The sequence below is a fragment of the Streptomyces sp. Ru73 genome, from assembly GCF_002920575.1.
Classification (GTDB): domain Bacteria; phylum Actinomycetota; class Actinomycetes; order Streptomycetales; family Streptomycetaceae; genus Streptomyces.
Map to the genome: position 1 here is coordinate 14907 of NZ_PQSQ01000065.1, position 24813 is coordinate 39719.

Here is a 24813-nt window from a genome sequence, read left to right on the forward strand (position 1 = left end):
CTCAGCTCCTGGGGGCGCCGCTCGAGGAAGGCTTGGGCTTCGCGGTCACGGTGACCGTCGGGGTGGGCTTGGGCTTGGCGGGCTTGGGCGGCAGGACCGTGTCCCGGGGGTTCTCGCGCGGCGGCTGGACGACGATGCCGACGACGTCCAGCCGGGAGAAGCCGGCGAACGGCTTGACCTGGACGGTGCGGGTGAGGTCGCCGTTGGCGCTGCCGACGTGGGTGATGGTGCCGACCGGCACGCCGGGCACGAAGGGCTTGCCCTCGCTGGAGCCGAAGGTGACCATCCGGTCGCCCTTCTTCACGTTCGCCTTGCCGTTCAGGAGCTGGACGCGCAGCGGACCGCCGCCCTGCCCGTTGGCGAAGCCGATCTCGTTGGTCTTCTCCATGCGGGTGCCGACGGTGAAGTCCGGGTCGATGGCGAGCAGGACCGTGGCGGTGTTCGGGCCGACGGTGGTGACCCGGCCGACGAGCCCGTCACCGTTCAGCACGGTCATGTCGCGGGCGATGCCGTCCTTGGAGCCGGCGTCGACGGTGACGGTCCAGGAGAAGCCCTGGGCCGCTCCTATGGCGATGACCTGGGCGCCCTTGATGCCGTACTGGCCGGCGCCGGCGGTCTTGAGCATCTTGTCCAGCTCGGCGGCGCGCACCCGGTCCCGGTCGGAGGAGCCGAGCTTGGACTTCAGGGCGGCGTTCTCACGCTCCAGCTCGGCGATGCGGCTGTGCCGGCCGTCGGAATCGCGTACCGCGTCGACGGCGTTGCCGACCGGGTCCACGACCGAGGCGACACCGGTCTCGACCGGCCCGAAGGCGGAGGCCGCGACCTGCCGGGCACCCTGCAGCGGGGACTGCTCGCCGCCGCGGATGTCCACCGTGATCAGTGCGAACGCGATCGCGACCAGCAGCACCAGCAGGAGCCGGCTCTCTCGTGTGTCCCTCACGTGCGGCGGCCGTGTCCTTCCTCGTAGGACCGGCCGGCTGCGGGCCCGCGCCGGTCTCGCTGGGGATCTGGGTTGTGCCTTGCTTGAGTTGTGCGCGGACCGCCGGGTGGGAGCGGTCCCGAGGGGTGGGGGTCCGTACTGCCGGTACTGCTGCGGCAGTGGGAGACGGGGGCGGGAGGTGGTACCGGAGTGTGTGCTGTCTGTATATCAGCGATCTGCCGTACGGGCTGGCAGGCGGCCGTACGGCAGATCGCCGACTGCTGTCATCTGCGCGGCTGCGAGTCGAGCACCTGCTGCAGGGCCTCGAACTCCTCGACGCACTTGCCGGAGCCGAGCGCGACGGAGTCCAGCGGGTCCTCGGCGATGTGGATCGGCATGCCGGTCTCGCGGCGGAGCCGCTCGTCCAGGCCGCGGAGCAGGGCGCCGCCGCCGGTGAGGACGATGCCGCGGTCCATCACGTCGCCGGAGAGCTCCGGCGGGCACTTGTCGAGGGTCGTCTTCACCGCGTCGACGATGGAGTTGACCGGCTCCTCGATGGCCTTGCGGACCTCGGCGGCGGAGATGACCACGGTCTTGGGCAGGCCCGAGACGAGGTCGCGGCCGCGGATCTCGGTGTGCTCGTCCTGGTCCAGGTCGTACGCCGAACCGATCGTGATCTTGATGGACTCGGCGGTGCGCTCACCGAGGAGGAGGCTGTACTCCTTCTTGATGTGCTGGATGATCGCGTTGTCCAGCTCGTCGCCGGCCACCCGGATCGACTGCGCCGTGACGATTCCGCCGAGGGAGATCACGGCGACCTCGGTCGTGCCGCCGCCGATGTCCACCACCATGTTGCCGGTGGCCTCGTGGACCGGCAGCCCGGAGCCGATGGCCGCGGCCATGGGCTCCTCGATGATGTGCACCTGACGGGCGCCGGCCTGGGTGGACGCCTCGATGACGGCGCGGCGCTCGACGCCCGTGATGCCGGAGGGCACGCAGACGACGACGCGCGGCCGGGCGAGGTACCGGCGCTTGTGGATCTTGAGAATGAAGTAGCGGAGCATCCGCTCGGTGATCTCGAAGTCGGCGATCACGCCGTCCTTGAGCGGGCGGACGGCCACGATGTTGCCAGGGGTGCGGCCGATCATCTTCTTGGCCTCGGCGCCCACGGCGAGGATCCCGCCGGTGTTGGTGTTGATGGCCACGACCGACGGCTCGTTCAGAACGATCCCTCGACCCCTGACGTACACCAGCGTGTTGGCGGTGCCGAGGTCGACAGCCATGTCACGGCCGATGAACGACATGTTGTTCCCCATGAGGATACGTCTGGCCTTCCCAACTGGAGCGAATGCTTACTGGAGGTCGGCAGGAGGTGGTGCGCTGACGCGCGGAAGCCTTCATGGTAGTCCGGGAAGGCCCGTCCGCTCGAACGCGGTGCGGGGTTCCTCCGCCATTGTCAGCGGAACACGTACCCGCCCCCCTTAATGGTGACGTCGTGTCGGGGTGAAGCGTTCCCCCGTTGGCTGTACATATGCCGAAGGGCGACCGAATTTCTTCGGTCGCCCCAGGTCGCGGCGGGTTTACGCCTGACGCACCGTCAGGAGAGGCCGGGGAAGAAAATCTTGATCTCGCGCTCCGCCGACTCTTCGGAATCGGACGCGTGAATGAGATTTTCCCGGGTGATTGTCCCGAAGTCGCCCCGAATGGACCCGCTCGGCGCCTTGATCGGGTCGGTAGGACCAGCCAACTGGCGTACGCCCTCAATCACCCGCTCGCCTTCCACGACGAGAGAAACGACCGGACCGGAGGACATGAAGGCCACCAGCGGCTCGTAGAAATCCCGGCCGACATGCTCGGCGTAGTGCTGCTCCAGCACCGCGCGGTCGAGGGTGCGCAGCTCCAGCGCGCTGATCGTCCAGCCGGCCTTGCGCTCGATGCGGCCCAGGATCTCGCCGACCAGGCCTCGCCTGACGGCGTCCGGCTTGAGAAGGACGAGGGTGCGCTGGCTCATCGGTGGGGCTCCTTGCAGTACAGAGGGTTACGGGTGTGCCGAGGAGGCTACATGGGCGGCCAGGACCGCCGGTGCGCAGGCCCTGGGGGCCGGGGCGAGTGCGGCGGCCGCCCGGCCTGCGGGGTCCGGGCGGGCCCCGCGGTCAGCCTGCGGGATCCGGCGCGCAGGCACCGCGATGATCGCGGGGCGGAAGCGCCGCGGTGGTCGCGCAGGCCGCGGAGCCGGCCTTCCGACGCGGCCCCTGTCCGAGGCGGCCCCCGAGGGCAGCCGCCTCAGGCGGGGTCCGGCTCCGAGGGGGCCGTCGCCGCCTGCGCCGCCCAGCGGGCCTTCGCCTCGTCGATCTTGCGGCCGAAGTGGACCGAGGCCCACCACAGCGCGGCGAAGACCGCGCCGAGGAAGTACATCGTCGGCACGATCACCCCGCTCGCGATCAGCGCGATCTGCAGCACCCAGCCGAGCGCCACCCCGCCGGGGCGGGAGATCATGCCGCACAGCACCAGCGACAGCAGCATCGCGATGCCGCTGACCGTCCAGACCGTGGCCGTGGACAGGTCCGAGGTCTGCATCGCGACCAGCGCCGCGAAGCCGATCACGAAGAACTCGCCGATCAGCGTGCTCGCACACAGGGTGCGCATGTCAGTTCCTTCCCAGGAGCAGCCGGGCCTCGCCGACCGTGATCACCGAACCGGTGACCAGCACGCCGGCGCCGCTGTACTCGCCCTCTTCCTCGGCCAGCGTGATGGCCGCCTCCAGGGCGTCGTCGAGCCGCGGCTCGACCTGGACCCGCTCGGCGCCGAAGACCTCGACCGCGAGGGCGGCCAGCTCGTCCGGGTCCATCGAGCGGGGCGTGCTGTTCCGCGTCACCACGACCTCGGCGAAGATCGGCTCGAACGCCTCCAGCAGCCCGCGTACGTCCTTGTCCGCACTCGCGCCGACGACGCCCACAAGTCGGCTGAAACCGAACGCCTCGGTCACCGCTTCGGCGGTCGCGCGGGCGCCCGCCGGGTTGTGCGCCGCGTCCAGTACCACCGTGGGGCTGCGGCGGACGACCTCCAGGCGGCCCGGCGAGGACACCGAGGCGAAAGCGGACCGGATCGTGTCGATGTCCAGCGTGCGGGCGTGCTCCGTACCGACCCCGAAGAACGCCTCCACCGCGGCGAGCGCGACGGCCGCGTTGTGCGCCTGGTGCGCGCCGTACAGCGGCAGGAAGACGTCCGGGTACTCGCCGCCCAGGCCGCGCAGCGTCAGCAGTTGCCCGCCGACCGCCTGCTCCCGGCTGAGCACGCCGAACTCCATGCCCTCGCGGGCGACCGTGGCGTCCACCTCGACGGCGCGCTTGAGCATCACCGAAGCGGCACCCACCGGCTGCTGCGCGAGCACGACGGTGGAGTCCTGCTTGATGATCCCGGACTTCTCGCCCGCGATCTCCTCCGGCGTCTCGCCGAGCCGGTCGGTGTGGTCCAGGGAGATCGGCGTCACCACGGCGACATCGCCGTCGATGACGTTGGTGGCGTCCCACGTGCCACCCATGCCGACCTCGACGACGGCGATGTCCACGGGCGCGTCCGCGAAGGCGGCGTACGCCATCCCGGTCAGCACCTCGAAGAACGACAGCCGGTAGTCCTCGCGCTCGTCGACCATCTCGACGTACGGCTTGATGTCCTCGTACGTCTCGATGAACTTCTCGGCGGAGATCGGCGCGCCGTCCAGGCTGATCCGCTCGGTGATCGACTGGACGTGCGGGCTGGTGTAGCGGCCGGTGCGCAGGTCGAAGGCGGCCAGCAGGGCCTCGATCATGCGGGCCGTGCTGGTCTTGCCGTTGGTGCCGGTGATGTGGATCGAACGGTAGGAGCGCTGCGGCTCCCCGAGGATGTCCATCAGCGCCTTGATGCGCTGCACCGACGGGTCGAGCTTGGTCTCGCCCCAGCGGGTCGCCAGCTCGGCCTCCACGGCACGCAGCGCGCGGTCCACCTCGGGGTCCTCGGGGCGCGCCGGGATGTCGCTCGTCGGCGGCCCGGCCTGGGCCCGGAGGGTGCGGCTGCCGGCCTCGATCACCGCAAGATCGGGGTCACGGTCGGTCTCGGCCTCGATCATCTCGTCGAATGCGTCGACGGGGTCGGGGATCGGGTCGGGGTCGTCGTTCTGGGGGCGCTCGCTCACAGGAACCAGTCTAGGAGAGCGACCGCATTTCCCTCACAGGGCGTACAATTACACTATGTGATTGACCAGGGGCACCTTTTCACCCTCGGTAGCCGTTGCCGGGGTATGAGGAGGCGGCGTCGCGGCGGGGACATGCCGGGGACGGCGCCAAGGGAGGCGTGCCGAGAGGGCACGGGCCTCACCGTCGGGTATGGGGTCGAGACCGTCGGGTAGCGTCGGGTACGGGTCGGGGCCGCAGGGCTCGTTACTGTGAACGCGTGACCGCTGCTGAGACGGGCCCGGGGCCCGACGCCCTGGACCGCCGGATCATCGCCGCGCTGCAGATCGACGGCCGGGCCCCCTGGCGCCGCGTCGCCGCCGCGCTCGGCGAGCCGGAGCGCACCGTCGCGCGCCGCGGTCTGCACCTGCTCGACAGCGGCCAGGTGACCGTCACCGGCCTGGTCGCGCGCGGCGAGACCGCGATCGTCCGGCTGGGCTGCCCGCCGGGGACGGCGCGGGACGCGGCGCTGGCGATGGCCGACCGTGCGGACACGATCTTCAGCTACGTACTGTCCGGGCCGCCGGACTGCGTGGCGGAGGTGCAGTGCCCGCCAGGGCGGCTGGCGGCGCTCATGCTCGACGAGGCCCCGCTGGTACCGGGCCTGCTCGCCCAGCACGTCTCCCCCGTGCTGCGGTACTTCCGTACGGTCCACGACTGGCACCCCGGCATCCTCGACGAGGCCGAGGTGGCGGCGCTGTCGCGGTTCCCGTCCCGCGCCGAGGAGGCGGGCGCGCCGGCCGAGGAGCTGAGCCCCGAGGAGCGGCGCATCGTGGAGGCGCTGGCCGAGGACGGGCGGCGTACGCACGAGGAGTTGGCGACGCTGGCAGGGGTGTCCGAGGCGACCGCGCGGCGCCGGGTGGAGGCGCTGACCCGGTCGGGCGCGGTGTCGATCCGGGCCGCGGTGGAGCCCGCGCTGCTGGGGCTGCCGGTCGAGGCGCTGCTGTGGATCAGGACCCGGCCGGACGCGGTGGAGACGGTGGGCCGGCTGCTGACCGAGTCGCCGCTGGTCCGGTACGCGGCGGTGGTGATGGGCGAGCACCAGCTGCTGGTGGACGTCACCCAGCCGTCGATGGCGGCGCTGCACGCCTTCCTCACGGAGGGCGCGTGGCTGCGGCACGTCGAGGCGGTCAGCTCGCACTTGGTGGTGGCGGCCATGAAGCGGAGCGCCACGCCCACCCCGCTGATGCGGGAGCTGCGCACAAGCCGCTGACGCGAGGGGGGCAAGCCACTGACGCGAGGCTGGACGAGATCCCCGGCAAGCCACTGACGCGAGGCTGGACGAGATCCCCGGCAAGCCGCTGACGCGAGGCTGGACGAGAACCCGTGGCGCGGGGCTGGGCGAGAACCCGTGGCGCGGGATTGGGTCAGAACCCTGGTGCGGCGCTGGCAGGGCCGCTGGTGCGGGGCTGAGCCGGAGCGCCTGCGGCGGGAGCTGCGCCAGAGCCGCTGCGCGGCCGTCATCACTTGGTACGCCGGGGCGGGCCACTCGTACGGCGGGATGGCGCGCCGCTCGTGCGCCGGGGTGGGGGCGCCGGTCACCTCACCGGATGGCCGAACCTGGAACGCATCGCGAGGTGGCGGCTGCAAGCGTCATGTGTTGATTGATGATGACTGGAAAGTTCAGTGCGGCATGACTCTTGACCGTTTCCGGCAGGGGACCTCAGGATGAGCCACCATCACGCCGCTGCCCGAGGACGGTCATGACCGACGAGATCACGTATGTTCCGGCCACCGAGCTCGCTGACCGGATCCGTAAGCGCGAACTGTCCGCACGAGAGGTCGTCCAGGCCCATCTGGACCGCATCGAACGCGTCGGCCCGCAGATCAACGCGGTCGTCACCGTCGATCCGGAGGGCGCGCTGGCTGCCGCGCACGCCGCCGATGAGCGCCTCGCGGGGGGCGAGGAGCCCGGCCCCCTGCACGGGCTGCCCATCGCCTTCAAGGACACCCACCTCACCCGCGGCATGCGGACCACCCACGGTTCGCCGCTCTTCGCCGACCACGTGCCCGACGAGGACGAACTCCTCGTCGAGCGCATCCAGGCGGCCGGCGCGATCCGCATCGGCAAGACCAACGTGCCCGAGTTCGCCGCCGGTTCGCACACGTTCAACCCGGTCTTCGGGGCCACCCGCAACCCGTACGACCCGACGCGTACGGCCGGTGGCAGCAGCGGCGGCGCGGCGGCCGCGCTCGCCGCCGGGCTGCACGCGATCGCCGACGGTTCGGACATGGGCGGCTCGCTGCGCAACCCGGCGTCCTTCTGCAACGTGGTCGGGCTGCGCCCCACGCCCGGCCGGGTGCCGGCGCTGCCCAGGACCAACCCCTGGGACACGATGGCGGTCGCCGGGCCGATGGGCCGTACCGTCGCCGACGCCGCGCTGCTGCTGTCGGTCATGGCGGGCCCCGATCCGCGCTGCCCGCTGACGCTGGAGACGCCGGGCGAGACGTTCCGCGCCCCGCTGGAGCACGACGTGCGGGACCTGCGCGGGCTGCGCGTCGCCTGGACACCCGACCTGGGCGGCCGGGTGCCGGTCGAGCCCGAGGTCACGGCCGTACTGGAGCCGCAGGTCCAGGTCTTCGAGGAGCTGGGCTGCCAGGTGACGGAGGACTGCCCTGACCTGGACGGGGCGGAGGAGGTCTTCCGTACCCTGCGGGCGCAGGAGTTCGCCACGGGCCTCGGCGAACTGCTCGACGCGCACCCCGGCGCGCTCAAGCCGAGCCTGGTGTGGAACATCGAGGAGGGGCGGAAGCTCACCGGTGCCGACCTCGGCCGGGCCACCGTCGCGCACGCCCGCATCCGGCACGCGGCCGTGGACTTCTTCTCCCGGTACGACGTGCTGCTGGCGCCCGTCAGCCAGGTCGTGCCCTTCGACGTGGAGCTGGAGTACCCCACCTCGATCGCCGGCCATGAGCAGCACACGTATCTGGACTGGATGCGTTCGGCGTACTTCGTGACCGTGCTCGGTGCGCCCGCGCTGTCGGTGCCGGCCGGGTTCACGCCCGGTGGGCTGCCGGTCGGGCTCCAGGTCGTGGCCGCGCCGCGCGCCGAGCTGACCGTCCTGCGGGCGGCTGCGGCGTACGAGGCCGCCACCGGGCACGGCCTCCGCCGCCCCGTACTCCCCCACGCCTGAGCCGCTGGCCTCGGGCTGCCGCGCTCAACGGCGGCTCCCCCACCGCTCCTCTCCCCGTACCGCCGTTCTCCTTCCCTCCCTCCCCTCTTCGACGGGACCCCGACATGAGCCAGCGTCATCTGGCGTACCTCGCCGTGCCCACGGCCGGGTTCTTCGCCACCCCGTTCCTGCCGTTCGTCAACACCACCCGGCTGTGGCTGGGCCTGCCCGCCGTCCTCGTGTGGAGCGTGCTGTGGACGGTGGGCACCACCGTCGCGCTCGCCCTGTACGAGGCGCGGGCCCCGCACGCCGAGGACGCCGAAGAGGAGGCCGCGGCATGAACACCACCATGGCGGTCACCCTCGCCGGCATCCTCGCGATTGCCGCCGTCGGCCTGACCGGGCGCCGCAATACCGGCCATGACCTGGGCGAATGGGCGGTGGGCGGGCGCCGGTTCGGTGCCGTGACGATGTGGTTCCTGCAGGCCGGCGAGTCCTTCACGACGTTCAGCTTCCTGGGGCTGGCGGGGCTCGCGTTCACCGACGGGGTCGCCGCGACGTACGCGCTGGGGTACCTCTCGCTCTGTCTGATCGGGCAGTACCTGACCGGACCGCGGCTGTGGCGGCTGGGCAAGGAGAACGGCTACCTCACGCAGGCGGACTTCTTCGCCGACCGGTTCCGCAGTCCGCTGCTCGGGAAGGTCGTGGCGGTGGTGGGCGCGGTGTTCCTGCTGCCGTACCTGCAGTTGCAGATCACCGGGCTCGGGCTGATCGTGCAGCTGGCCACGGGCAGTGAGACGGGTGCGACCGGTTCGATGATCCTGGCGACCGTGCTGACCGTCGGCTTCGTGCTGTGGTCCGGCATCCGGGGCATCGCCCGCGCCGCGTACTTCAAGGACGTGCTGATGGTGCTTGCGCTGCTGGTGCTGGTGGTGGCCGTGCCGCTCGCGCTGGACGGCGGGCTCGGCGGGCTCTTCACCGCCGTACGGGAGAGCCGCCCGGAGCTGCTGACCCTGGACGGCGGCGGCACGGACGCGACGTGGTTCACCACCGCGATGCTGATCAGCGCCATCGGTGCGGGGCTGAACACGATGCCGCACCTGTGGTCGGCGATCCTCTCGGCCGGCAGCGCGCGTGCGCTGCGCCGCAACTACATCTGGCTGCCGCTGTACCAGGTCGCCATCGCCGTGCCGGTGGTGATCGGCTTCGCCGGGGCGATGACGCTGGCGCCCGGTACGGACAGCAAGGCGGCGCTGCTCACGGTGGCCGGGGGCGCGCTGCCGGGCTGGCTGGTGGGGGTGGTCGCGGTGGCGGCGGCCGCCACCGCGATGGTGCCGTCCGCCGCGCTGCTGCTCGGCATCTCGACGCTGGTCTCGCGGAACCTGCTGCCGGCGCGGAGCGAGCGCGGCACGATGCGGATCAATCACGCGTGCGTGGTGCTGGCCTCGGGGCTGGCGCTGGTGCTCGGTCTGACGCGGCCGGCGCTGCTGGCCAACCTGCTGCTGCTCACGTACGGCGGGCTGGCGCAGCTGGCGCCGGCGACGGTGGCGGGGCTGGCGCGGCGGGTTCGGCTGGGGGCGGTGCCGGCGCTGCTCGGGATTGTCGCCGGGGTGGGGACGCTGGGGTGGCTGACGTTCGGTGGGGTCGATATCGGCACCGTGGACGCCGGGCTGCTGTCGCTCGTACCGAACATCGTGGTGACGGTGGGGGCGCAGGTGCTGTGGCGCGGGGGTGCGGGTGGGGCGGAGCGGCTGCCCGCCGATGGGGGTGCCGCTGCGCCCACCCTCCCCCGAGCTCCCGGCTCCGCTCGAGCGGGGAGGGAGCCCCATCGCCCCAGCGGCACGACTGCCCGCGGCTAGGAGGTCAGGACAGCGCCGCCTTCATCATGGCCTTGGCCACCGGGCCGGCCAGGCCGCCGCCCGAGATGTCGCCGCGGGCCGCGTCGCTGTCCTCGACCACGGTCGCGACGGCGACCTGGTGGCCCTGGGAGTCCTCGGCGTAGGAGACGAACCAGGCGTACGGCATGCCGCTGTTGTCCACGCCGTGCTGGGCGGTGCCGGTCTTGCCGCCGACCGTGAGTCCGTCGATCCTGGCGCCGGAGCCGGTGCCCTTCTCGACGACCGTCTGCATCGCGGACCGGAGCTGTTCGGCGTTCTCCTTGGAGAGGGCGGTGCCGTAGGTCTTCGGGCTGTTGTGCTGGACGGTGTTGCCGCCGCCGTCGGTGATGCGGTCGACCTCGTACGGGGTCTTCAGTTCGCCGCCGTTGGCGATGGCGGAGACGACCATGGCCATCTGCAGCGGGGTGGCCTGGTCGTCGAACTGGCCGATGCCGGAGAGGGCGGTCTGGGCCGAGTCCATGCCGGAGGGGTAGATGCTCTTGGCGGCGCGGACCGGAATGTCGATCTTGGCGTCGTTGAAGCCGAACTTCTCCGCCTGTTCCTTGACCTTCTTCTCGCCGAGGTCGGCGGCCAGCTTGCCGAAGACGTTGTTGCAGGAGTACTGCAGCGCGGTGCGGATGGTGGCGTCCTTGCAGGGCGCGGCGGCGTTCTCGTTGGTGAGGTCGGTGCGGGTGTTCGGCAGCCGGTACGGGTTGGGGCTGTCGGTGGGCTCGTCGACGGAGGAGTAGAGGCCGTTCTCCAGTGCGGCGGCGGCGACGACCAGCTTGAAGGTGGAGCCGGGCGGATAGGTCTGGCGCAGTGCGCGGTTCAGGTGCGGCTGGGCGTCGTCGCCGGTGAGGGCCGCCCAGGCCTTCTGGTCGGCGGCGGACTGGCCGGCGAACTTCCCCGGGTCGTAGGACGGGGTGGAGACCATGCCGAGGATGCGGCCGGTGGCGGGGTCGAGGGCGACGGCGGCGCCGGTCTTGTTGCCGAGTGCCTTGTAGCCGGCCTTCTGGACGTCGGCGTCGAGGGTCGTGGCGACGTCGCCGCCCTTGGCGCGTTCGCGGGAGACCAGGTCGACCGGGGACTGCAGGCGGCTGTCGGAGCCGTCGAGGACGTCGCCGTACAGGCTCTCCAGCTGGGTGGAGCCGTAGATCTGCGAGGAGTAGCCGGTGACGGGCGCGTACAGGGGGCCGTCGGTGTAGGTCCGCTTGTAGGCGAGGGTGCCGTCGGTCTGCGTGGAGCCGGTGACCGGGCGGCCGTCGACGAGGATGTTGCCCAGCGGGCGGGAGTACTTCTCGATGCCGACCCGCGGATTGTGCTCGTCGTCCGCGAGGGAGTCCGCCTTGGCGCCCTGTATCCAGGTGACCCAGCCCATCAGGGCGAGGACCAGGGCGATGCAGAAGACGGAGACGCGTCGCAGGGGTTTGTTCATGGTCCCCAGCGTCACTCCGGTCCATGAGAGACGGATGAGAAAACGATACGAGTATGTCGACAATCGGCCCGGTATGCGCCGACGGGTGCGGAGGGCGGCGCCGGGCCCGTACGGGGCAGCACCCACGCGCGGGCATACGCGGGACACGCACGCGCGGGCATGACCAGTACACGCACCCGCCGGGCACGCGCGAGGCCCCGTCCCCGGGAGAGTCCTGGGGGCGGGGCCTCGGCTGCGGGCCGGTGTTACGCCTTCGGCAGGCGCTCCAGCTGGGCGGTGATGCGGACGATGTCCGCCTCGGCGGTCTCCAGCCGGGTCCGGATCTTGTCGACGACCTTCTCCGGGGCCTTGGCGAGGAAGGCTTCGTTGCCGAGCTTGGCGGTGGCCTGTGCCTTCTCCTTCTCGGCGGCCGCGAGGTCCTTGGCCAGGCGCTTGCGCTCGGCCTCGACGTCGATCGCGCCGGAGAGGTCGAGGGCGACGGTGGCGCCGGCGACCGGGAGGGACGCGGTGGCGGTGAAGTCCTCGCCCGCGGGCTGCAGGCGCAGCAGGGAGCGCATGGCCGCCTCGTGCGCCGCGAGCTCCGTGCCGGCCAGGTCGAGCCGGGCCGGGACCTTCTGGCCGGGCTGGAGGCCCTGGTCGGAGCGGAAGCGGCGGACCTCGGTGACGACCTGCTGAACCGTCTCGATCTCCTTCTCGGCGGCCTGGTCGCGGAAGCCGCTGTCGGCCGGCCAGTCGGCGATGACGACGGACTCCTTGCCGGTGAGCGTGGTCCACAGCGCTTCGGTGACGAAGGGCACGACCGGGTGGAGGAGGCGCAGGGTGACGTCGAGGACCTCGCCGAGGACGCGGGCCGAGACCTCGGCGGCACGCCCGCCGCCCATGAACGTGGTCTTGGACAGCTCCACGTACCAGTCGAAGACCTCGTCCCAGGCGAAGTGGAACAGCGCGTCGGAGAGCTTCGCGAACTGGAAGTCCTCGTAGTACGCGTCGACCTCGGCCACGACGGAGTTCAGGCGGGAGAGGATCCAGCGGTCGGTGGCCGACATCTCGGACGCGTCCGGCAGCGGGCCCTCGACCGTGGCGCCGTTCATCAGCGCGAAGCGGGTGGCGTTCCAGATCTTGTTGGCGAAGTTGCGGGAGCCCTGGACCCAGTCCTCGCCGATCGGTACGTCGACGCCGGGGTTGGCGCCGCGCGCGAGGGTGAAGCGGAGGGCGTCGCTGCCGTACTTGTCCATCCAGTCCAGCGGGTTGACCGCGTTGCCGAAGGACTTCGACATCTTCTTGCCGAACTGGTCGCGGACCATGCCGTGCAGGGCGATGGTGTGGAACGGCGGGGTGCCGTCCATCGCGTACAGGCCGAACATCATCATCCGGGCGACCCAGAAGAAGAGGATGTCGTAGCCGGTGACCAGGACGGAGTTCGGATAGAACTTCGCGAGGCTCTCGGTCTGCTCGGGCCAGCCGAGCGTGGAGAACGGCCAGAGGCCGGAGGAGAACCAGGTGTCCAGGACGTCGGTGTCCTGGGTCCAGCCCTCGCCGGCGGGCGGCTCCTCGTCGGGGCCGACGCAGACGACCTCGCCGTTCGGGCCGTACCAGACCGGGATGCGGTGGCCCCACCAGAGCTGGCGCGAGATGCACCAGTCGTGGAGGTTGTCGACCCAGTCGAAGTAGCGCTTCTCCATCTCCTGCGGGTGGATCTTCACCCGGCCGTCGCGGACCGCGTCGCCCGCGGCCTTGGCGAGCGGGCCGACCTTGACCCACCACTGCATCGACAGGCGCGGCTCGATGGTGGTCTTGCAGCGCGAGCAGTGGCCCACGGAGTGGGTGTAGGGGCGCTTCTCGGCGACGATGCGGCCCTCGGCGCGCAGCGCGGCGACGATCGCGGAGCGGGCCTCCAGGCGGTCCTGGCCCTGGAAGGGGCCCGGGACGGTGATCACGGCGTGCTCGTCCATGACCGCGATGTTCGGCAGGTCGTGGCGCTGGCCGATCTCGAAGTCGTTCGGATCGTGGGCCGGCGTCACCTTGACGGCGCCGGTGCCGAACTCGGGGTCGACGTGCGCGTCGGCGACGACCGGGATCGTGCGGTCGGTCAGCGGCAGCTTGATCTGCTTGCCGACCAGGTGCTTGTACCGCTCGTCGTCGGGGTGCACGGCGACGGCGGTGTCGCCGAGCATGGTCTCGGCGCGGGTGGTGGCGACGACGAGCGTCTCGTCCCCCTCGCCGTACGTGATCGACACCAGTTCGCCGTCGTCGTCCTGGTACTCGACCTCGATGTCCGAGATCGCCGTCAGACAGCGCGGGCACCAGTTGATGATGCGCTCGGCGCGGTAGATCAGCTCGTCGTCGTAGAGCCGCTTGAAGATGGTCTGGACGGCCTGGGAGAGGCCCTCGTCCATGGTGAAGCGCTCGCGGGACCAGGCGACGCCGTCGCCGAGGCGGCGCATCTGCCCGGAGATCTGGCCGCCGGACTCGCCCTTCCACTGCCACACGCGCTCGACGAACGCCTCGCGGCCCAGGTCGTGGCGGGACTTGCCCTCCTTGGCGAGCTCCCGCTCCACGACGTTCTGGGTGGCGATGCCGGCGTGGTCCATGCCGGGCTGCCACAGCGTCTCGTAGCCCTGCATGCGCTTGCGGCGGGTGAGGGCGTCGATGAGGGTGTGCTCGAAGGCGTGGCCCAGGTGCAGGCTGCCGGTGACGTTCGGCGGCGGGATGACGACGGTGAAGGGGTCCTTGTCGCTCTTCGCGTCCGCGTCGAAGTAACCGCGCTCTACCCAGCGCTCGTACAGCGGCCCCTCTACGTCGGCCGGCGCGTACTGGGTCGGCAGTTCGGTGGGGGTGCTGTTCGGCCCGTCAGTGGGGCTCTGGTGAGTCGTCTCGGTCACGCCGCTCAGTGTACGGGCGCGGATGTAGCAGTCTCGAATCGGTTTGGCCCCCGGGGCATCAGTGGTGCCCGGTGTCGTACAGGATGTGAGCAACGCATAAAGCTCTCCGTTGTTCTGTTGTCACGAGGGGAAACCGCTCCATGAGCTACAACCAGCCGCCACCCGGCCCGTACGGGCAGCCCCCGCAGCCGGGCCCGTACGGGCAGCCGCAGCAGCCGCAGGGCCCCCAGCCGGGCTACGGCTACCCGCAGCAGGGCGGCCCGGTGCCCCCGCAGCAGGGTTACGGCGGTCAGCCCCAGGCGCCGTACGGGCAGCCGCAGCAGGCGCCCTACGGCCAGCCGCAGGCCCCGTACGGGCAGCCCCAGCAGCCGTACGGGCAGCAGCCCGGCCAGTTCCCGCAGCAGGCCCCGTACGGCCAGCAGCAGCCGCAGTACGGGCAGGTCCCGCCGCCGCCCGCCGGCGGGGGCGGCAAGGGCAAGAAGGTCGCGCTGATCATCGGCGCGATCGTCGTCGTGGGCGCCATCGCGGGCGGTGCCATCGCGGTCTTCGGCGGGGGCGGCGGTCTGGAGGACGACGGCCCGCACAAGATCACGACGCCGGACGCGGCGGCCGGGTACAAGCTGGTCCCGGGCTCGGCGCACACCTCCACCGGCAAGCAGGGCATGGCCAAGAACCTGCCGATGAAGGACCCGACCTCGGTGCAGGGCGTCTACGCGCCGGGCGTGAACCCGAAGGAGGGCCTGGTCCTGCAGGGCTCCTACGGCAAGATGACCGACCCCGGCACGGCCCTGGACACCTTCTTCCTGTACATGCAGAAGCAGGCGGCCAAGGACGGCAGCGACGCCGACATGGTCGGCACGCCCGAGGAGTTCACTCCTGAGGGTGGTGAGGGCGCGATGGTGAAGTGCCAGTCGGCGAAGGCCAAGGAGCCGAAGCCGGGCGAGGTCTCCGAGGTGCCGATCTGCGCCTGGGCGGACTACAGCACCTTCGCCGTCGTGATGCCGGGCGAGAAGAACACGGCACGCGACCTGGAGTCGGCGGCCGACCTGCTCGGCAAGGTCCGCAAGGACGTCCGCAAGGAGAAGTGACCCGGTGGGCGGCCCCTCCGGAGGGTGACGACGGAAGGGGGCTCCCGGCAGCTGCTGCCGGGAGCCCCCTTCGTCATGTCCTGGGCGCGTCGCGTCCTGGGCGCTACGCGCTCTTCTCGTGGTGCTCGCCCGACTCGCCGCCGCGGTTGCGCGGGACGAGGGTGGGGTTCACGTTCGACTGGACGACGTCCTCGGTGATGACGACGCGTGCCACGTCCTTGCGGGACGGCACCTCGTACATCACCGACTGGAGCACTTCCTCCATGATCGCGCGCAGGCCGCGGGCGCCGGTGCCGCGCAGGATCGCCTGGTCGGCGATGGCCTCCAGGGCCGGGCGGTCGAAGTCCAGCTCGACCCCGTCCAGTTCGAAGAGGCGCTGGTACTGCTTCACGAGGGCGTTCTTCGGCTCCATCAGGATCTGCAGGAGCGCCTCGCGGTCGAGGTTGTGCACCGAGGTGATCACGGGGAGGCGGCCGATGAACTCGGGGATCATCCCGAACTTCACCAGGTCCTCCGGCATGACCTCCTGGAACTGGTCCTTGGACTCGAGCTCGCGCTTGGAGCGGATCGTCGCGCCGAAGCCGATGCCCTTGGCGCCGGCCCGGGCCTCGATGATCTTCTCCAGGCCCGCGAACGCGCCGCCCACGATGAACAGCACGTTCGTCGTGTCGATCTGGATGAATTCCTGGTGCGGGTGCTTGCGGCCGCCCTGCGGCGGCACGGAGGCGGTGGTGCCCTCCAGGATCTTCAGCAGGGCCTGCTGGACGCCCTCACCGGACACATCGCGGGTGATCGAGGGGTTCTCGCTCTTGCGGGCGACCTTGTCGATCTCGTCGATGTAGATGATGCCCGTCTCGGCCTTCTTGACGTCGTAGTCGGCGGCCTGGATGAGCTTGAGGAGGATGTTCTCCACGTCCTCGCCGACGTAGCCCGCCTCCGTCAGCGCCGTCGCGTCGGCGATGGCGAACGGGACGTTCAGCATCCGGGCGAGCGTCTGCGCGAGCAGCGTCTTGCCGGAGCCCGTCGGACCGAGCAGCAGGATGTTGGACTTGGAGAGCTCGATGCCCTCGTCGTTGCCGCGCGCGCCGCCGTTCTCGCCCGCCTGCACCCGCTTGTAGTGGTTGTAGACGGCCACCGAGAGCGCCTTCTTCGCGGCCTCCTGGCCCACGACGTAGCCCTCGAGGAATTCGTAGATCTCCCGGGGCTTGGGCAACTCCTCCCAGCGCACCTCGGAGGTCTCGGCGAGCTCCTCCTCGATGATTTCGTTGCAGAGGTCGATGCACTCGTCGCAGATATACACACCAGGACCCGCGATGAGCTTCTTCACCTGCTTCTGGCTCTTCCCGCAGAACGAGCACTTGAGCAGGTCGCCGCCGTCACCGATGCGTGCCACGAGGTGCTTCCCCTTCGCCTGGGATCCGCATTGCTCCTACGGACCCGGGTGCTTGCCTATCGACGGTACCTTGCCGGGCCCCCGCTGCGGGCCCCCCTTGAACCGACTCGGCCTACTCGGTCCAAGGGGGCGCCACTCCGGCTCAAGTCGCGACCGGCGCGATCAAACTGCCGATCAAACGGAAACGGAACTCTTGCGGGTCGACACGATCTGGTCCACAAGACCGTACGCGAGGGACTCCTCGGCCGTCAGGATCTTGTCGCGCTCGATGTCGTCGCGGATCTTCTCGATCGGCGTGGTGGAGTGCTTCGCGAGCAGCTCCTCCAGCTGGGTCCGCATGCGCAGGATCTCGTTCGCGGCGATCTCCAGGTCGGAGACCTGACCGCGGCCCGTCTCGCTGTACGGCTGGTGGATCAGCACGCGCGCGTTGGGCAGCGCCATCCGCTTGCCGGGGGTGCCGGCGGCGAGCAGCACGGCCGCGGCGGACGCCGCCTGGCCCATGCAGACCGTCTGGATGTCCGGCTTCACGAACTGCATCGTGTCGTAGATCGCGGTGAGCGCCGTGAAGGAGCCGCCGGGCGAGTTGATGTAGATGGAGATGTCACGGTCCGGGTCCATCGACTCCAGGCACAGCAGCTGCGCCATGACGTCGTTGGCCGAGGCGTCGTCGATCTGCACGCCGAGGAAGATCACGCGCTCCTCGAAGAGCTTCGCGTACGGGTCGTACTCCCGCACGCCCTGCGAGGTGCGCTCCACGAAGCGCGGAACGATGTAACGCGACTCGGCCTGCGGGCCGGTGTACTGCGACTGGCCGGCGGACTCGGACATGGTCCGCTCGTACAGGCCGCTGCCGGGGAAGTTGTTCATCTGGGTGTTCACCGTCCTGGTGGCGATCAAGTGGGCTGGGTCGGCTGCGGGGCGAGTGGTCCGGGCCTGTCAGGCGCCGGTGCCGCCCCCGCCCGGAACGCCGGCGGCGGAGCCCATGACCTCGTCGATGAGGCCGTACTCCTTGGCCTCGTCGGCGGAGAACCAGCGGTCGCGGTCGGAGTCGCGGGTGATCTGCTCGACGGTCTGGCCGGTGTGGAAGGCGGTCAGCTCCGCCATCCGCTTCTTGGTGTGCAGCAGCCGCTCGGCGTGGATCTTGATGTCCGACGCGGAGCCCGCCAGGCCCGCGGAGGGCTGGTGGATGAGGATCTCGGCGTTCGGCAGCGCGAAACGCTTGCCCGGGGTGCCGGCGCTCAGCAGGAACTGGCCCATGGAGGCGGCCAGGCCCATGGCGATGGTGACCACGTCGTTCTTGATGTACTGCATGGTGTCGTAGATCGCCATGCCGGCCGTGATCGAGCCGCCGGGAGAGTTGATGTAGAGGTAGATGTCCTTGTCCGGCTCCGCGGCCAGGAGGAGCAGCTGCGCGGTGATCTTGTTGGCGATGTCGTCGTCGACCGGCTGGCCGAGGAAGATGATCCGCTCGCCGAGCAGCCGGTTGTAGACCTGGTCGCCGAGGCCACCGAAGGTCGGCTCAGCGGCGGCGGAAGGCATCGGGATCGTCACGTGTCCACCTGCTCGTTGTCGGACGGCTTTTCAGGACCGTCTCAGCGTCGTCGTCTGGGGCGCGGGGCCCGGCGCCGCGTTGGTGCCCCCGGCGCGGTGTCGGAAAGTCCCCTGCCCACGTATCTACGGACCCTAACGCGCTGGTCGGCGGGCGCCATCCCGCATCGAGAACTGTTCGCTCTGAGCGCAGGTGCCCGGGGGCTCCCGGGGCCGGCGGGAACGCGGATGCACGACGGGCCCGAACACGGCGGTCGCGTGTCCGGGCCCGTACGTCAGCGTGCTGTGCGGCCGTGGGGCCGCGGTCCCGGCCCGCGGAGGGGCCGGGCGGCGGACTCAGGCCTTGGTCTCGCCCTCGGCCTGCTCGCCCTCGGCCTCGGCGGCCTCGACGGCGTCGGTGGCCTGGACGGTCTCGGCGGTCTCGTCCTCGTCGTCCAGGTCGACGACCTCACCGTTGGTGTCCTTGACGGTGGCGGCCTCGACGACGACCGCGAGGGCCTTGCCGCGGGCGACCTCGCCGACGAGCATCGGCACCTGGCCGCCCTCGACGACGGCCTGCGCGAACTGGTCGGGGGACATGCCGGAGGACTGCGCGCGGCGCATGAGGTGCTCGGTGAGCTCCTCCTGGCTGACGTTCAGCTTCTCCTTGTTGACCAGCTCGTCGAGGACGAACTGGGTGCGGATGCCCTTCTCCGCCTGCTCCTTGGTCTCGGCGTCGAACTCTTCCTCGGTCTTGCCCTGGAACTCCAGGTACTTGGCGAGGTCGAGGCCCATCTGGCCGAGCTGGTGGTTCACGAGGTTGTGCTTGCGGGTCTCGATCTCGTCCGCGAGCAGCTTCTCGGGGATCGGCACCTCGACGAGCTTGAGCAGCTCGTCCAGGACCTTCTCCTGGGCCTGGGTGGCCTGGTCGTACTTCTTCATCCGCTCGAGGCGCTTGCGGCTGTCCGCCTTCAGCTCCTCGAGGGTGTCGAACTCGCTGGCCAGCTGCGCGAAGTCGTCGTCCAGCTCGGGCAGTTCCTTGGCCTTGACCTCGGACACCTTGACCGTGACCTCGGCCTCCTTGCCCGCGGCGGAGCCGCCCTTGAGCTCGGAGGTGAAGGTGGCCTCGCCACCGGCCTCCAGGCCCTTGACGGCGTCGTCGATGCCGTCGAGCAGCTCGCCGGAGCCGATGGTGTAGCTGACGCCCTCGGCGACGCCGTCCTCGAGGACCTCGCCGTCGACCTTGGCCTGCAGGTCGATGGTCACGACGTCGCCCTCGGCGGCGGCGCGCTCGACGACGGAGGTGGAGGCGAAGCGCTCACGGAGCTGCTCGACCGACTTCTCGACGTCCTCGTCCGACACCTCGACGGCGTCGACCTCGACCTCGATGCCGGAGTAGTCCGGGATCTCCAGCGCCGGGCGGATGTCCACCTCGGCGGTGAAGGCCAGCAGCTCGCCGTCCTTCAGCTCGGTGATGTCGACCTCGGGCTGGCCGAGGACGTTCAGCTCACCCTCGTTGACCGCCTCGGTGTAGAACTTCGGGAGCGCGTCGTTGACGGCCTCCTCCAGCACAGCGCCACGGCCGAACCGCTGGTCGATCACGCGGGCCGGGATCTTGCCCTGGCGGAAGCCCTTCACCGTGACCTGCTGGTTGATCTTCTTGTACGCCGCGTCGAGGCTGGGCTTGAGCTCCTCGAAGGGCACCTCGACAGTGAGCCGAACCCGGGTCGGGTTCAGGGTCTCCACGGCGCTCTTCACGGTTCGGTCTCCTTGGGGCTGACTTCTGGGGTTCTGCTGGAAGATCCCCCGGCCTCGGGACGCGCGTGGCGTATCGGGCCCGGCGGACCGCGCCCGGTAGAGCCTGAAAAAGAGGGCACACGGACGCGCAGCTTGCATAGTAACCGCAAGCACGACGCGCCCCACAATGCGATCTTGACAACACCCGTACAGGCAGGCCGGGCGGCTGATGGTGCGATCATGGGATGGCCGGAAAGCCGCATGATGGTCGGGGTGGCCGGATTCGAACCGACGACCTTCCGCTCCCAAAGCGGACGCGCTACCAAGCTGCGCCACACCCCGTCGGTGCGACACGTAGGGTACATGGCCGCAGGCCATGCGGCTGCCAGATATCCGAGGGACGAGTGGGGTGTGCGGCCGGCCGCCCCGACCCGCTACGATGCTCAACGTGCCGGAGCCGCTCGACGGTCCCCCGGCGCATGCGGGCGTAGCTCAATGGTAGAGCCCTAGTCTTCCAAACTAGCTACGCGGGTTCGATTCCCGTCGCCCGCTCCATGACGGGAGGCCCGGTCGCGCGCAGGACGGCGCGGCCGGGCCTTCGTCGTATCCCGGCCTACGCGCCGGCTGGCTAGGGTGCGGGCATGGAGATCTGGGTGAACCCCGCGTGTTCGAAGTGCCGGTCCGCCGTGGACCTGCTGGACGAGGAGGGCGCGCAGTACACCGTGCGCCGGTATCTGGAGGACCCGCCGAGCGCGGCGGAGCTGCGGGCCGTGCTGGACCGTCTGGGGCTGGAGCCGTGGGACATCACGCGCACGCAGGAGGCCGCGGCGAAGGAGCTGGGCCTGAAGGACTGGGAGCGGACGGCGGAGGCCAGGGACCGCTGGATCGAGGCGCTGGCGGCACATCCGAAGCTGATCCAGCGGCCGATCCTCACGGCGGACGACGGCAGCGCCGTGGTGGGCCGCAGCGAGGACGCGGTACGGGAGGCGCTGGCCCGCGGCCGGGAGTGAGGCCGCTCCGGCGGGGCGGTCGGCGCCGGGCCGCGGGGAGCCGGTCCGGTGCCGCTGCGTACTGACCGAGAAGGGGCGCGCCGGAAACGGCGCGCGCCGGTCAGCGCACCGGTCAGAAGGAAATGTTGTTGATCGTGTCCGCGACAGAGGTGAAGAAGCGGTTCACGGACGGGGCTATGCCGGTGGACGCGAGGAAGAAGCCGAAGAGGATGGCGACGAGCGCGGGCCCCCACTTCAGCGTCTTGTTGCGCAGCAGCACGATCAGGATGATCGCCAACAGCAGCACCACAGACAGGGAAAGTTCCACAACTGATCACACCCTTGGTCGGAACACCACACCGGCCCTGGAAGCATGCAGCCGTGCACACCCCCGCGGGCACCCATCGTGCCACCAACTGTCTGCCCGGTGGAGACGAGTGACGAATCATCGGCCAAGGCTTTACGCACTTCGGATGCCGCCTCGTCTTCCGGACGGCTCTTCCCGCCCGGCCCGCGCCCGCCAATTGAGCGGTCCGATTCCGGACCCCGTTTCGGCCTGATCATTTCCGTCGGCGGCCGCCCGGCGCGGCGCGTATACCCACTTCACGCCCGGTAATTCGAATTCCGTAAAGCCGTTCCCGTGAGAAGTGCCACGCGAGCGGAACGCCACACAGTGGGACATTCCCTCCGGGGCTCCCCCGAGGCATTTGCCCCGCCATAGCCGTACTAATCGCCCCAGAACGGGCATGATGTGACCAGGCCGGAGAACGGCCGGATCTTCCCGCCTGCCTGCGATCTCCGCGGGTAGCAGCAGAAATACCAGCGTCAAGAGAAGACGGTTTTACGCACTCTCCGGTCCACCACTAAGGTGCCTCAGATGTTCCACGCTGCCTTGACCCCCCGACGCGCAGTGCGGCCCCCGGCCTTCCGTTCCGCTTACCGGCGGGAGGCCTCATGACGAGCAGTCCGAGCCCGCACGGCGAACGGCGAAACCCGCTTCCCCCGGCCACGGAACCGGTGGCCGTCGCCACCCCCTCCGGGGCGCCGGAAGCGCCGGCCGCGCCGCAGAAGAAGGACGTCCCCGCGCCGAAGAAGAAGGAGCGCGACCCCTTCTTCGACAATGCGAAGTACCTGGCCATCGTGCTCGTGGCGATGGGCCACTCCTGGGAGCCGCTGACGGACGGCAGCCGTGCCGCCGAGGCGCTCTACATGGTCGTCTACACGTTTCACATGCCGGCGTTCATCGTCATCTCCGGCTATTTCTCACGCAGCTTCGACATGCGCAAGGACCGGCTGCAGCGGCTGATCACCAGCGTGGCCGTGCCGTACATCCTCTTCGAGGTGGCCTACAGCTTCTTCAAGCGGTGGGCGGACCACGACCCCGGCCACCCGATCAGCCTGCTGGACCCGTGGTTCCTCACCTGGTTCCTGGTCGCGCTCTTCATCTGGCGGCTCACCACGCCGCTGTGGAAGATCGTGCGCTGGCCCGTCCCGCTGGCCCTGGCCATCGCGATGCTGGCCTCGGTCTCGCCGGACATCGGTGACGACCTGGACCTCCAGCGGGTCCTGCAGTTCCTGCCGTTCTTCGTGATCGGGCTCTTCATGAAGCCCGAGCACTTCCAGTGGGCGCAGCGCCGCGCGGTGAAGTGGGCCTCGCTCCCGATCTTCGCCACCGCGCTGGTCACGGCGTACTGGGCCGCGCCCCGGATGACCTCGGCGTGGTTCTACCACCGCGACAGCGCCCAGGAGCTGGGCGCGCCCTGGTGGTCGGGGCTGGTCATGACGCTGGCCCTCTTCGGCTGCTCGGCGGTGCTGGTGACCTGCTTCTTCGCCTGGGTGCCGAAGCGCCGTACGTGGTTCACGGTGCTGGGCGCCGGCACGCTGTACGGCTACCTGCTGCACGGCTTCCTGGCGAAGGGGTCGCGCTTCTGGGGCTGGTTCGACGACTACCAGTGGCTGCACACGCCGCTGGGCGAGGTCGCGGTGACGCTGATCGCGGCCGCGGTGGTGACCGTGCTGTGCACGCCACCGGTGCAGCGCGCCTTCCGGTTCGCGATGGAGCCGAAGATGGCCTGGGCCTTCAAGAAGGACCCGGCCGACGCGGCGCGGGCGCGCGGCACGGCGGCGTAACCGTCGCCCGGCGGGCAAGGGGGTGCCCGCCGGCGCAAGCTCTCAGGGTGCGGGAGCGGCAGCGATGCCGCCCCGCACCTTTTGCGTGCGGGCGGCCAGGGCACGGGCGCCGCGTCCGTGACGGCGGCGCACCACGGCGCGGCTCCGCCGGTCAGGGGCGAGGAAGTCCCGGTGCAGCGAGGCCGGGAGCCCCTCCGAGATCGTTTGGTAAACTAAGTACATACGCCTTTTTGACCATCTCTTGACCATTGCCCGAGCCCCCCACCCGACCCCTGGAGGAGCCATCGGACACGCGGAGACCCTGCTCGCCATGGGCGGCGCCTTCCTGGCCGCCGCCGTCCTCGCCCGCCTCGGCGGCCGCATCGGCCTGCCGACCATCCCCCTCTTCATCCTGGCCGGCATCCTGCTCGGCCCGAACACCCCCGGCTACGTCCTCGTCTCCGATCCGCACGATCTGGAGATGCTCTCGCTGCTCGGCCTGGTGCTGCTGCTCTTCTACCTGGGCCTGGAGTTCCACCTCGACGACCTCAAGACCGGCGGCCGCAAAATGGCGCTGGCCGGCGGCGCCTACCTGGCGCTGAACGTCGGCGCGGGCCTCGGCTTCGGCTTCGCGCTCGGCTGGGGCACGGCTGAGGCGCTGGTGCTGGCCGGCGTGCTCGGCATCTCGTCCTCGGCCATCGTCACCAAAGTCCTGGTCGACCTGGGCCGGCTCGGCAATCCCGAGACCCGGCCGATCCTCGGCATCATCGTGGTCGAGGACATCTTCCTCGCGCTGTACCTGGCGGCCCTGCAGCCGGTGATCTCCGGTGCCGACTCGATGGCCTCCGCGGCGGTCGACGCCGGCAAGGCCTTCGGCTTCCTGCTGCTGCTCGCCGCTGCCGCGCGCTGGGGCACCCGGCTGGTCGGCCGGCTCATCGCCACCCGCGACAACGAACTGCTGGTGATCTCCTTCCTCGGCGCGGCCGTGCTGGTCGCGGGGGTGTCGGAGGTGTTCGGGGTCGCCGACGCGATCGGCGCCTTCATGGTCGGCCTGATGCTCGGCTCCACCAGCTCCGGCGAACGGATACGCGAGCTGGTGCACCCGCTGCGCGACGCCTTCGGCGCGATCTTCTTCTTCGCCTTCGGCCTGTCCATCGACCCGGGCGACCTGCCCACCGTCTTCTGGCCGGTGCTGGTCGCGGTGGCCGTGACGCTGCTGATGAACGTCCTCGCCGGACTCGTCGCCTCCCGCATCTACGGCTTCGGGCCGCGGCCCGCCGCGAACATCGCCACCTCGCTGCTGGCCCGCGGCGAGTTCGCGCTGATCCTCGCGACCATGGCCGCGACGGCCGGCCTGGACGAGCGCCTCTCCCCGTTCATCGCCGGGTACGTCCTGATCCTCGCGGTGCTGGGCCCGCTGGCGGCCGGGCGCGCGAACTGGCTGGCGCGGATCCTGCCGGGCCGCGCCGAGACGCCCGCGGCGGAACGGGCGGAGGCCGAGCCGGTGGCGGCCGGGCGGGGCGCCTGACCCGGCGTC

General features: G+C 70.5%; 20 protein-coding genes and 2 tRNA genes. 9 read left to right on the forward strand and 13 right to left on the reverse strand.

The features are described 5' to 3' along the window. Position 1 precedes the first annotated feature (1 nt). From mreC to C3486_RS24665, 5 genes are all read right to left on the reverse strand, one after another. Positions 2–940, reverse strand: coding sequence for a rod shape-determining protein MreC (gene mreC / locus C3486_RS24645; protein WP_103834951.1), 939 nt, complete (start codon positions 938–940; stop codon positions 2–4). 263 nt (positions 941–1203) lie between these two features. Then, a complete protein-coding gene (locus C3486_RS24650) occupies positions 1204–2223 on the reverse strand; it encodes a rod shape-determining protein (RefSeq protein WP_030249658.1) in 1020 nt (339 codons plus the stop codon). A 293-nt stretch (positions 2224–2516) separates the two neighbouring features. Further along, positions 2517–2930, reverse strand: coding sequence for a nucleoside-diphosphate kinase (gene ndk, locus C3486_RS24655; protein ID WP_103834952.1), 414 nt, complete (start codon positions 2928–2930; stop codon positions 2517–2519). Positions 2931–3202: 272 nt separating this feature from the next. After that, positions 3203–3565 (reverse strand): DUF4233 domain-containing protein, encoded by a 363-nt coding sequence (locus C3486_RS24660; protein WP_103834953.1) that lies wholly within the window; start codon positions 3563–3565, stop codon positions 3203–3205. Between the two features lies 1 nt (position 3566). Further along, positions 3567–5090 carry a folylpolyglutamate synthase/dihydrofolate synthase family protein gene (locus C3486_RS24665; protein WP_181138677.1) on the reverse strand — a complete coding sequence of 508 codons (1524 nt, stop codon included), beginning with the start codon at positions 5088–5090 and terminating at the stop codon, positions 3567–3569. Positions 5091–5347: 257 nt separating this feature from the next. On the opposite strand from C3486_RS24665, the gene C3486_RS24670 reads away from it, so the two are divergent. The 4 genes from C3486_RS24670 (at position 5348) to C3486_RS24685 (ending at position 10098) form a co-directional block, all read left to right on the forward strand. Next, positions 5348–6340, forward strand: coding sequence for an Lrp/AsnC family transcriptional regulator (locus C3486_RS24670; protein WP_103834954.1), 993 nt, complete (start codon positions 5348–5350; stop codon positions 6338–6340). A gap of 490 nt (positions 6341–6830) precedes the next feature. After that, on the forward strand, positions 6831–8261 hold the full coding sequence (locus tag C3486_RS24675) for an amidase (RefSeq protein WP_103834955.1): 1431 nt from the start codon (positions 6831–6833) through the stop codon (positions 8259–8261). Positions 8262–8365: 104 nt separating this feature from the next. Beyond that, positions 8366–8581 (forward strand): hypothetical protein, encoded by a 216-nt coding sequence (locus tag C3486_RS24680; RefSeq protein WP_103834956.1) that lies wholly within the window; start codon positions 8366–8368, stop codon positions 8579–8581. Further along, positions 8578–10098 (forward strand): sodium:solute symporter family protein, encoded by a 1521-nt coding sequence (locus C3486_RS24685; RefSeq protein WP_103834957.1) that lies wholly within the window; start codon positions 8578–8580, stop codon positions 10096–10098. Before C3486_RS24680 ends, C3486_RS24685 begins: the two co-directional genes overlap by 4 nt. Positions 10099–10102: 4 nt before the next feature. On the opposite strand, the gene C3486_RS24690 is transcribed toward C3486_RS24685, so the two are convergent. After that, complete coding sequence (locus tag C3486_RS24690) at positions 10103–11551, reverse strand: penicillin-binding protein 2 (protein ID WP_103834958.1); 1449 nt, start codon at positions 11549–11551, stop codon at positions 10103–10105. 245 nt (positions 11552–11796) lie between these two features. Beyond that, a complete protein-coding gene (locus C3486_RS24695) occupies positions 11797–14433 on the reverse strand; it encodes a valine--tRNA ligase (RefSeq protein WP_103834959.1) in 2637 nt (878 codons plus the stop codon). 140 nt (positions 14434–14573) lie between these two features. Here C3486_RS24695 and C3486_RS24700 point away from each other — a divergent pair, with 140 nt between their 5' ends. Then, positions 14574–15521, forward strand: coding sequence for a hypothetical protein (locus tag C3486_RS24700; protein WP_103834960.1), 948 nt, complete (start codon positions 14574–14576; stop codon positions 15519–15521). A 103-nt stretch (positions 15522–15624) separates the two neighbouring features. Here C3486_RS24700 and clpX read toward each other — a convergent pair whose 3' ends face one another. The 5 genes from clpX to C3486_RS24725 all read right to left on the reverse strand — a co-directional run bounded on the left by clpX (position 15625) and on the right by C3486_RS24725 (position 20520). Further along, on the reverse strand, positions 15625–16914 hold the full coding sequence (gene clpX, locus C3486_RS24705; RefSeq protein WP_103834961.1) for an ATP-dependent Clp protease ATP-binding subunit ClpX: 1290 nt from the start codon (positions 16912–16914) through the stop codon (positions 15625–15627). A gap of 174 nt (positions 16915–17088) precedes the next feature. Beyond that, a complete protein-coding gene (locus C3486_RS24710; RefSeq protein WP_030614811.1) occupies positions 17089–17781 on the reverse strand; it encodes an ATP-dependent Clp protease proteolytic subunit in 693 nt (230 codons plus the stop codon). Between the two features lie 69 nt (positions 17782–17850). Beyond that, positions 17851–18453 (reverse strand): ATP-dependent Clp protease proteolytic subunit, encoded by a 603-nt coding sequence (locus C3486_RS24715; RefSeq protein ID WP_103834975.1) that lies wholly within the window; start codon positions 18451–18453, stop codon positions 17851–17853. Positions 18454–18798: 345 nt separating this feature from the next. Then, entirely contained in the window at positions 18799–20199 is a 1401-nt protein-coding gene (gene tig / locus C3486_RS24720; RefSeq protein WP_181138678.1) for a trigger factor, read from the reverse strand. Positions 20200–20443: 244 nt separating this feature from the next. Beyond that, a tRNA-Pro gene (locus tag C3486_RS24725) sits at positions 20444–20520 on the reverse strand. A 139-nt stretch (positions 20521–20659) separates the two neighbouring features. Here C3486_RS24725 and C3486_RS24730 point away from each other — a divergent pair. Both C3486_RS24730 and C3486_RS24735 read left to right on the forward strand, forming a co-directional pair. Then, a tRNA-Gly gene (locus C3486_RS24730) sits at positions 20660–20733 on the forward strand. 86 nt (positions 20734–20819) lie between these two features. Then, positions 20820–21188 carry an arsenate reductase family protein gene (locus C3486_RS24735; RefSeq protein WP_103834963.1) on the forward strand — a complete coding sequence of 123 codons (369 nt, stop codon included), beginning with the start codon at positions 20820–20822 and terminating at the stop codon, positions 21186–21188. A 112-nt stretch (positions 21189–21300) separates the two neighbouring features. Here the strand turns inward: C3486_RS24735 and C3486_RS24740 are convergent, their stop codons facing one another. Beyond that, complete coding sequence (locus C3486_RS24740; RefSeq protein WP_103834964.1) at positions 21301–21495, reverse strand: hypothetical protein; 195 nt, start codon at positions 21493–21495, stop codon at positions 21301–21303. A 626-nt stretch (positions 21496–22121) separates the two neighbouring features. Here C3486_RS24740 and C3486_RS24745 point away from each other — a divergent pair. Both C3486_RS24745 and C3486_RS24750 read left to right on the forward strand, forming a co-directional pair. Beyond that, on the forward strand, positions 22122–23297 hold the full coding sequence (locus C3486_RS24745; RefSeq protein WP_103834965.1) for an acyltransferase family protein: 1176 nt from the start codon (positions 22122–22124) through the stop codon (positions 23295–23297). A 310-nt stretch (positions 23298–23607) separates the two neighbouring features. After that, positions 23608–24804, forward strand: coding sequence for a cation:proton antiporter (locus C3486_RS24750; protein WP_103834966.1), 1197 nt, complete (start codon positions 23608–23610; stop codon positions 24802–24804). Positions 24805–24813 lie beyond the last annotated feature (9 nt).

Coding starts and splice junctions, on each gene's coding strand:
- C3486_RS24650 (WP_030249658.1), bottom strand. CDS start 2,223: ATGTCGTTCATCGGCCGTGACATGGCTGTCGACCTCGGCACCGCCAAC.
- ndk (WP_103834952.1), bottom strand. CDS start 2,930: ATGAGCCAGCGCACCCTCGTCCTTCTCAAGCCGGACGCCGTCAGGCGA.
- C3486_RS24660 (WP_103834953.1), bottom strand. CDS start 3,565: ATGCGCACCCTGTGTGCGAGCACGCTGATCGGCGAGTTCTTCGTGATC.
- C3486_RS24675 (WP_103834955.1), top strand. CDS start 6,831: ATGACCGACGAGATCACGTATGTTCCGGCCACCGAGCTCGCTGACCGG.
- C3486_RS24680 (WP_103834956.1), top strand. CDS start 8,366: ATGAGCCAGCGTCATCTGGCGTACCTCGCCGTGCCCACGGCCGGGTTC.
- C3486_RS24685 (WP_103834957.1), top strand. CDS start 8,578: ATGAACACCACCATGGCGGTCACCCTCGCCGGCATCCTCGCGATTGCC.
- C3486_RS24690 (WP_103834958.1), bottom strand. CDS start 11,551: ATGAACAAACCCCTGCGACGCGTCTCCGTCTTCTGCATCGCCCTGGTC.
- C3486_RS24700 (WP_103834960.1), top strand. CDS start 14,574: ATGAGCTACAACCAGCCGCCACCCGGCCCGTACGGGCAGCCCCCGCAG.
- C3486_RS24710 (WP_030614811.1), bottom strand. CDS start 17,781: ATGAACAACTTCCCCGGCAGCGGCCTGTACGAGCGGACCATGTCCGAG.
- C3486_RS24715 (WP_103834975.1), bottom strand. CDS start 18,453: ATGCCTTCCGCCGCCGCTGAGCCGACCTTCGGTGGCCTCGGCGACCAG.
- C3486_RS24735 (WP_103834963.1), top strand. CDS start 20,820: ATGGAGATCTGGGTGAACCCCGCGTGTTCGAAGTGCCGGTCCGCCGTG.
- C3486_RS24745 (WP_103834965.1), top strand. CDS start 22,122: ATGACGAGCAGTCCGAGCCCGCACGGCGAACGGCGAAACCCGCTTCCC.
- C3486_RS24750 (WP_103834966.1), top strand. CDS start 23,608: ATGGGCGGCGCCTTCCTGGCCGCCGCCGTCCTCGCCCGCCTCGGCGGC.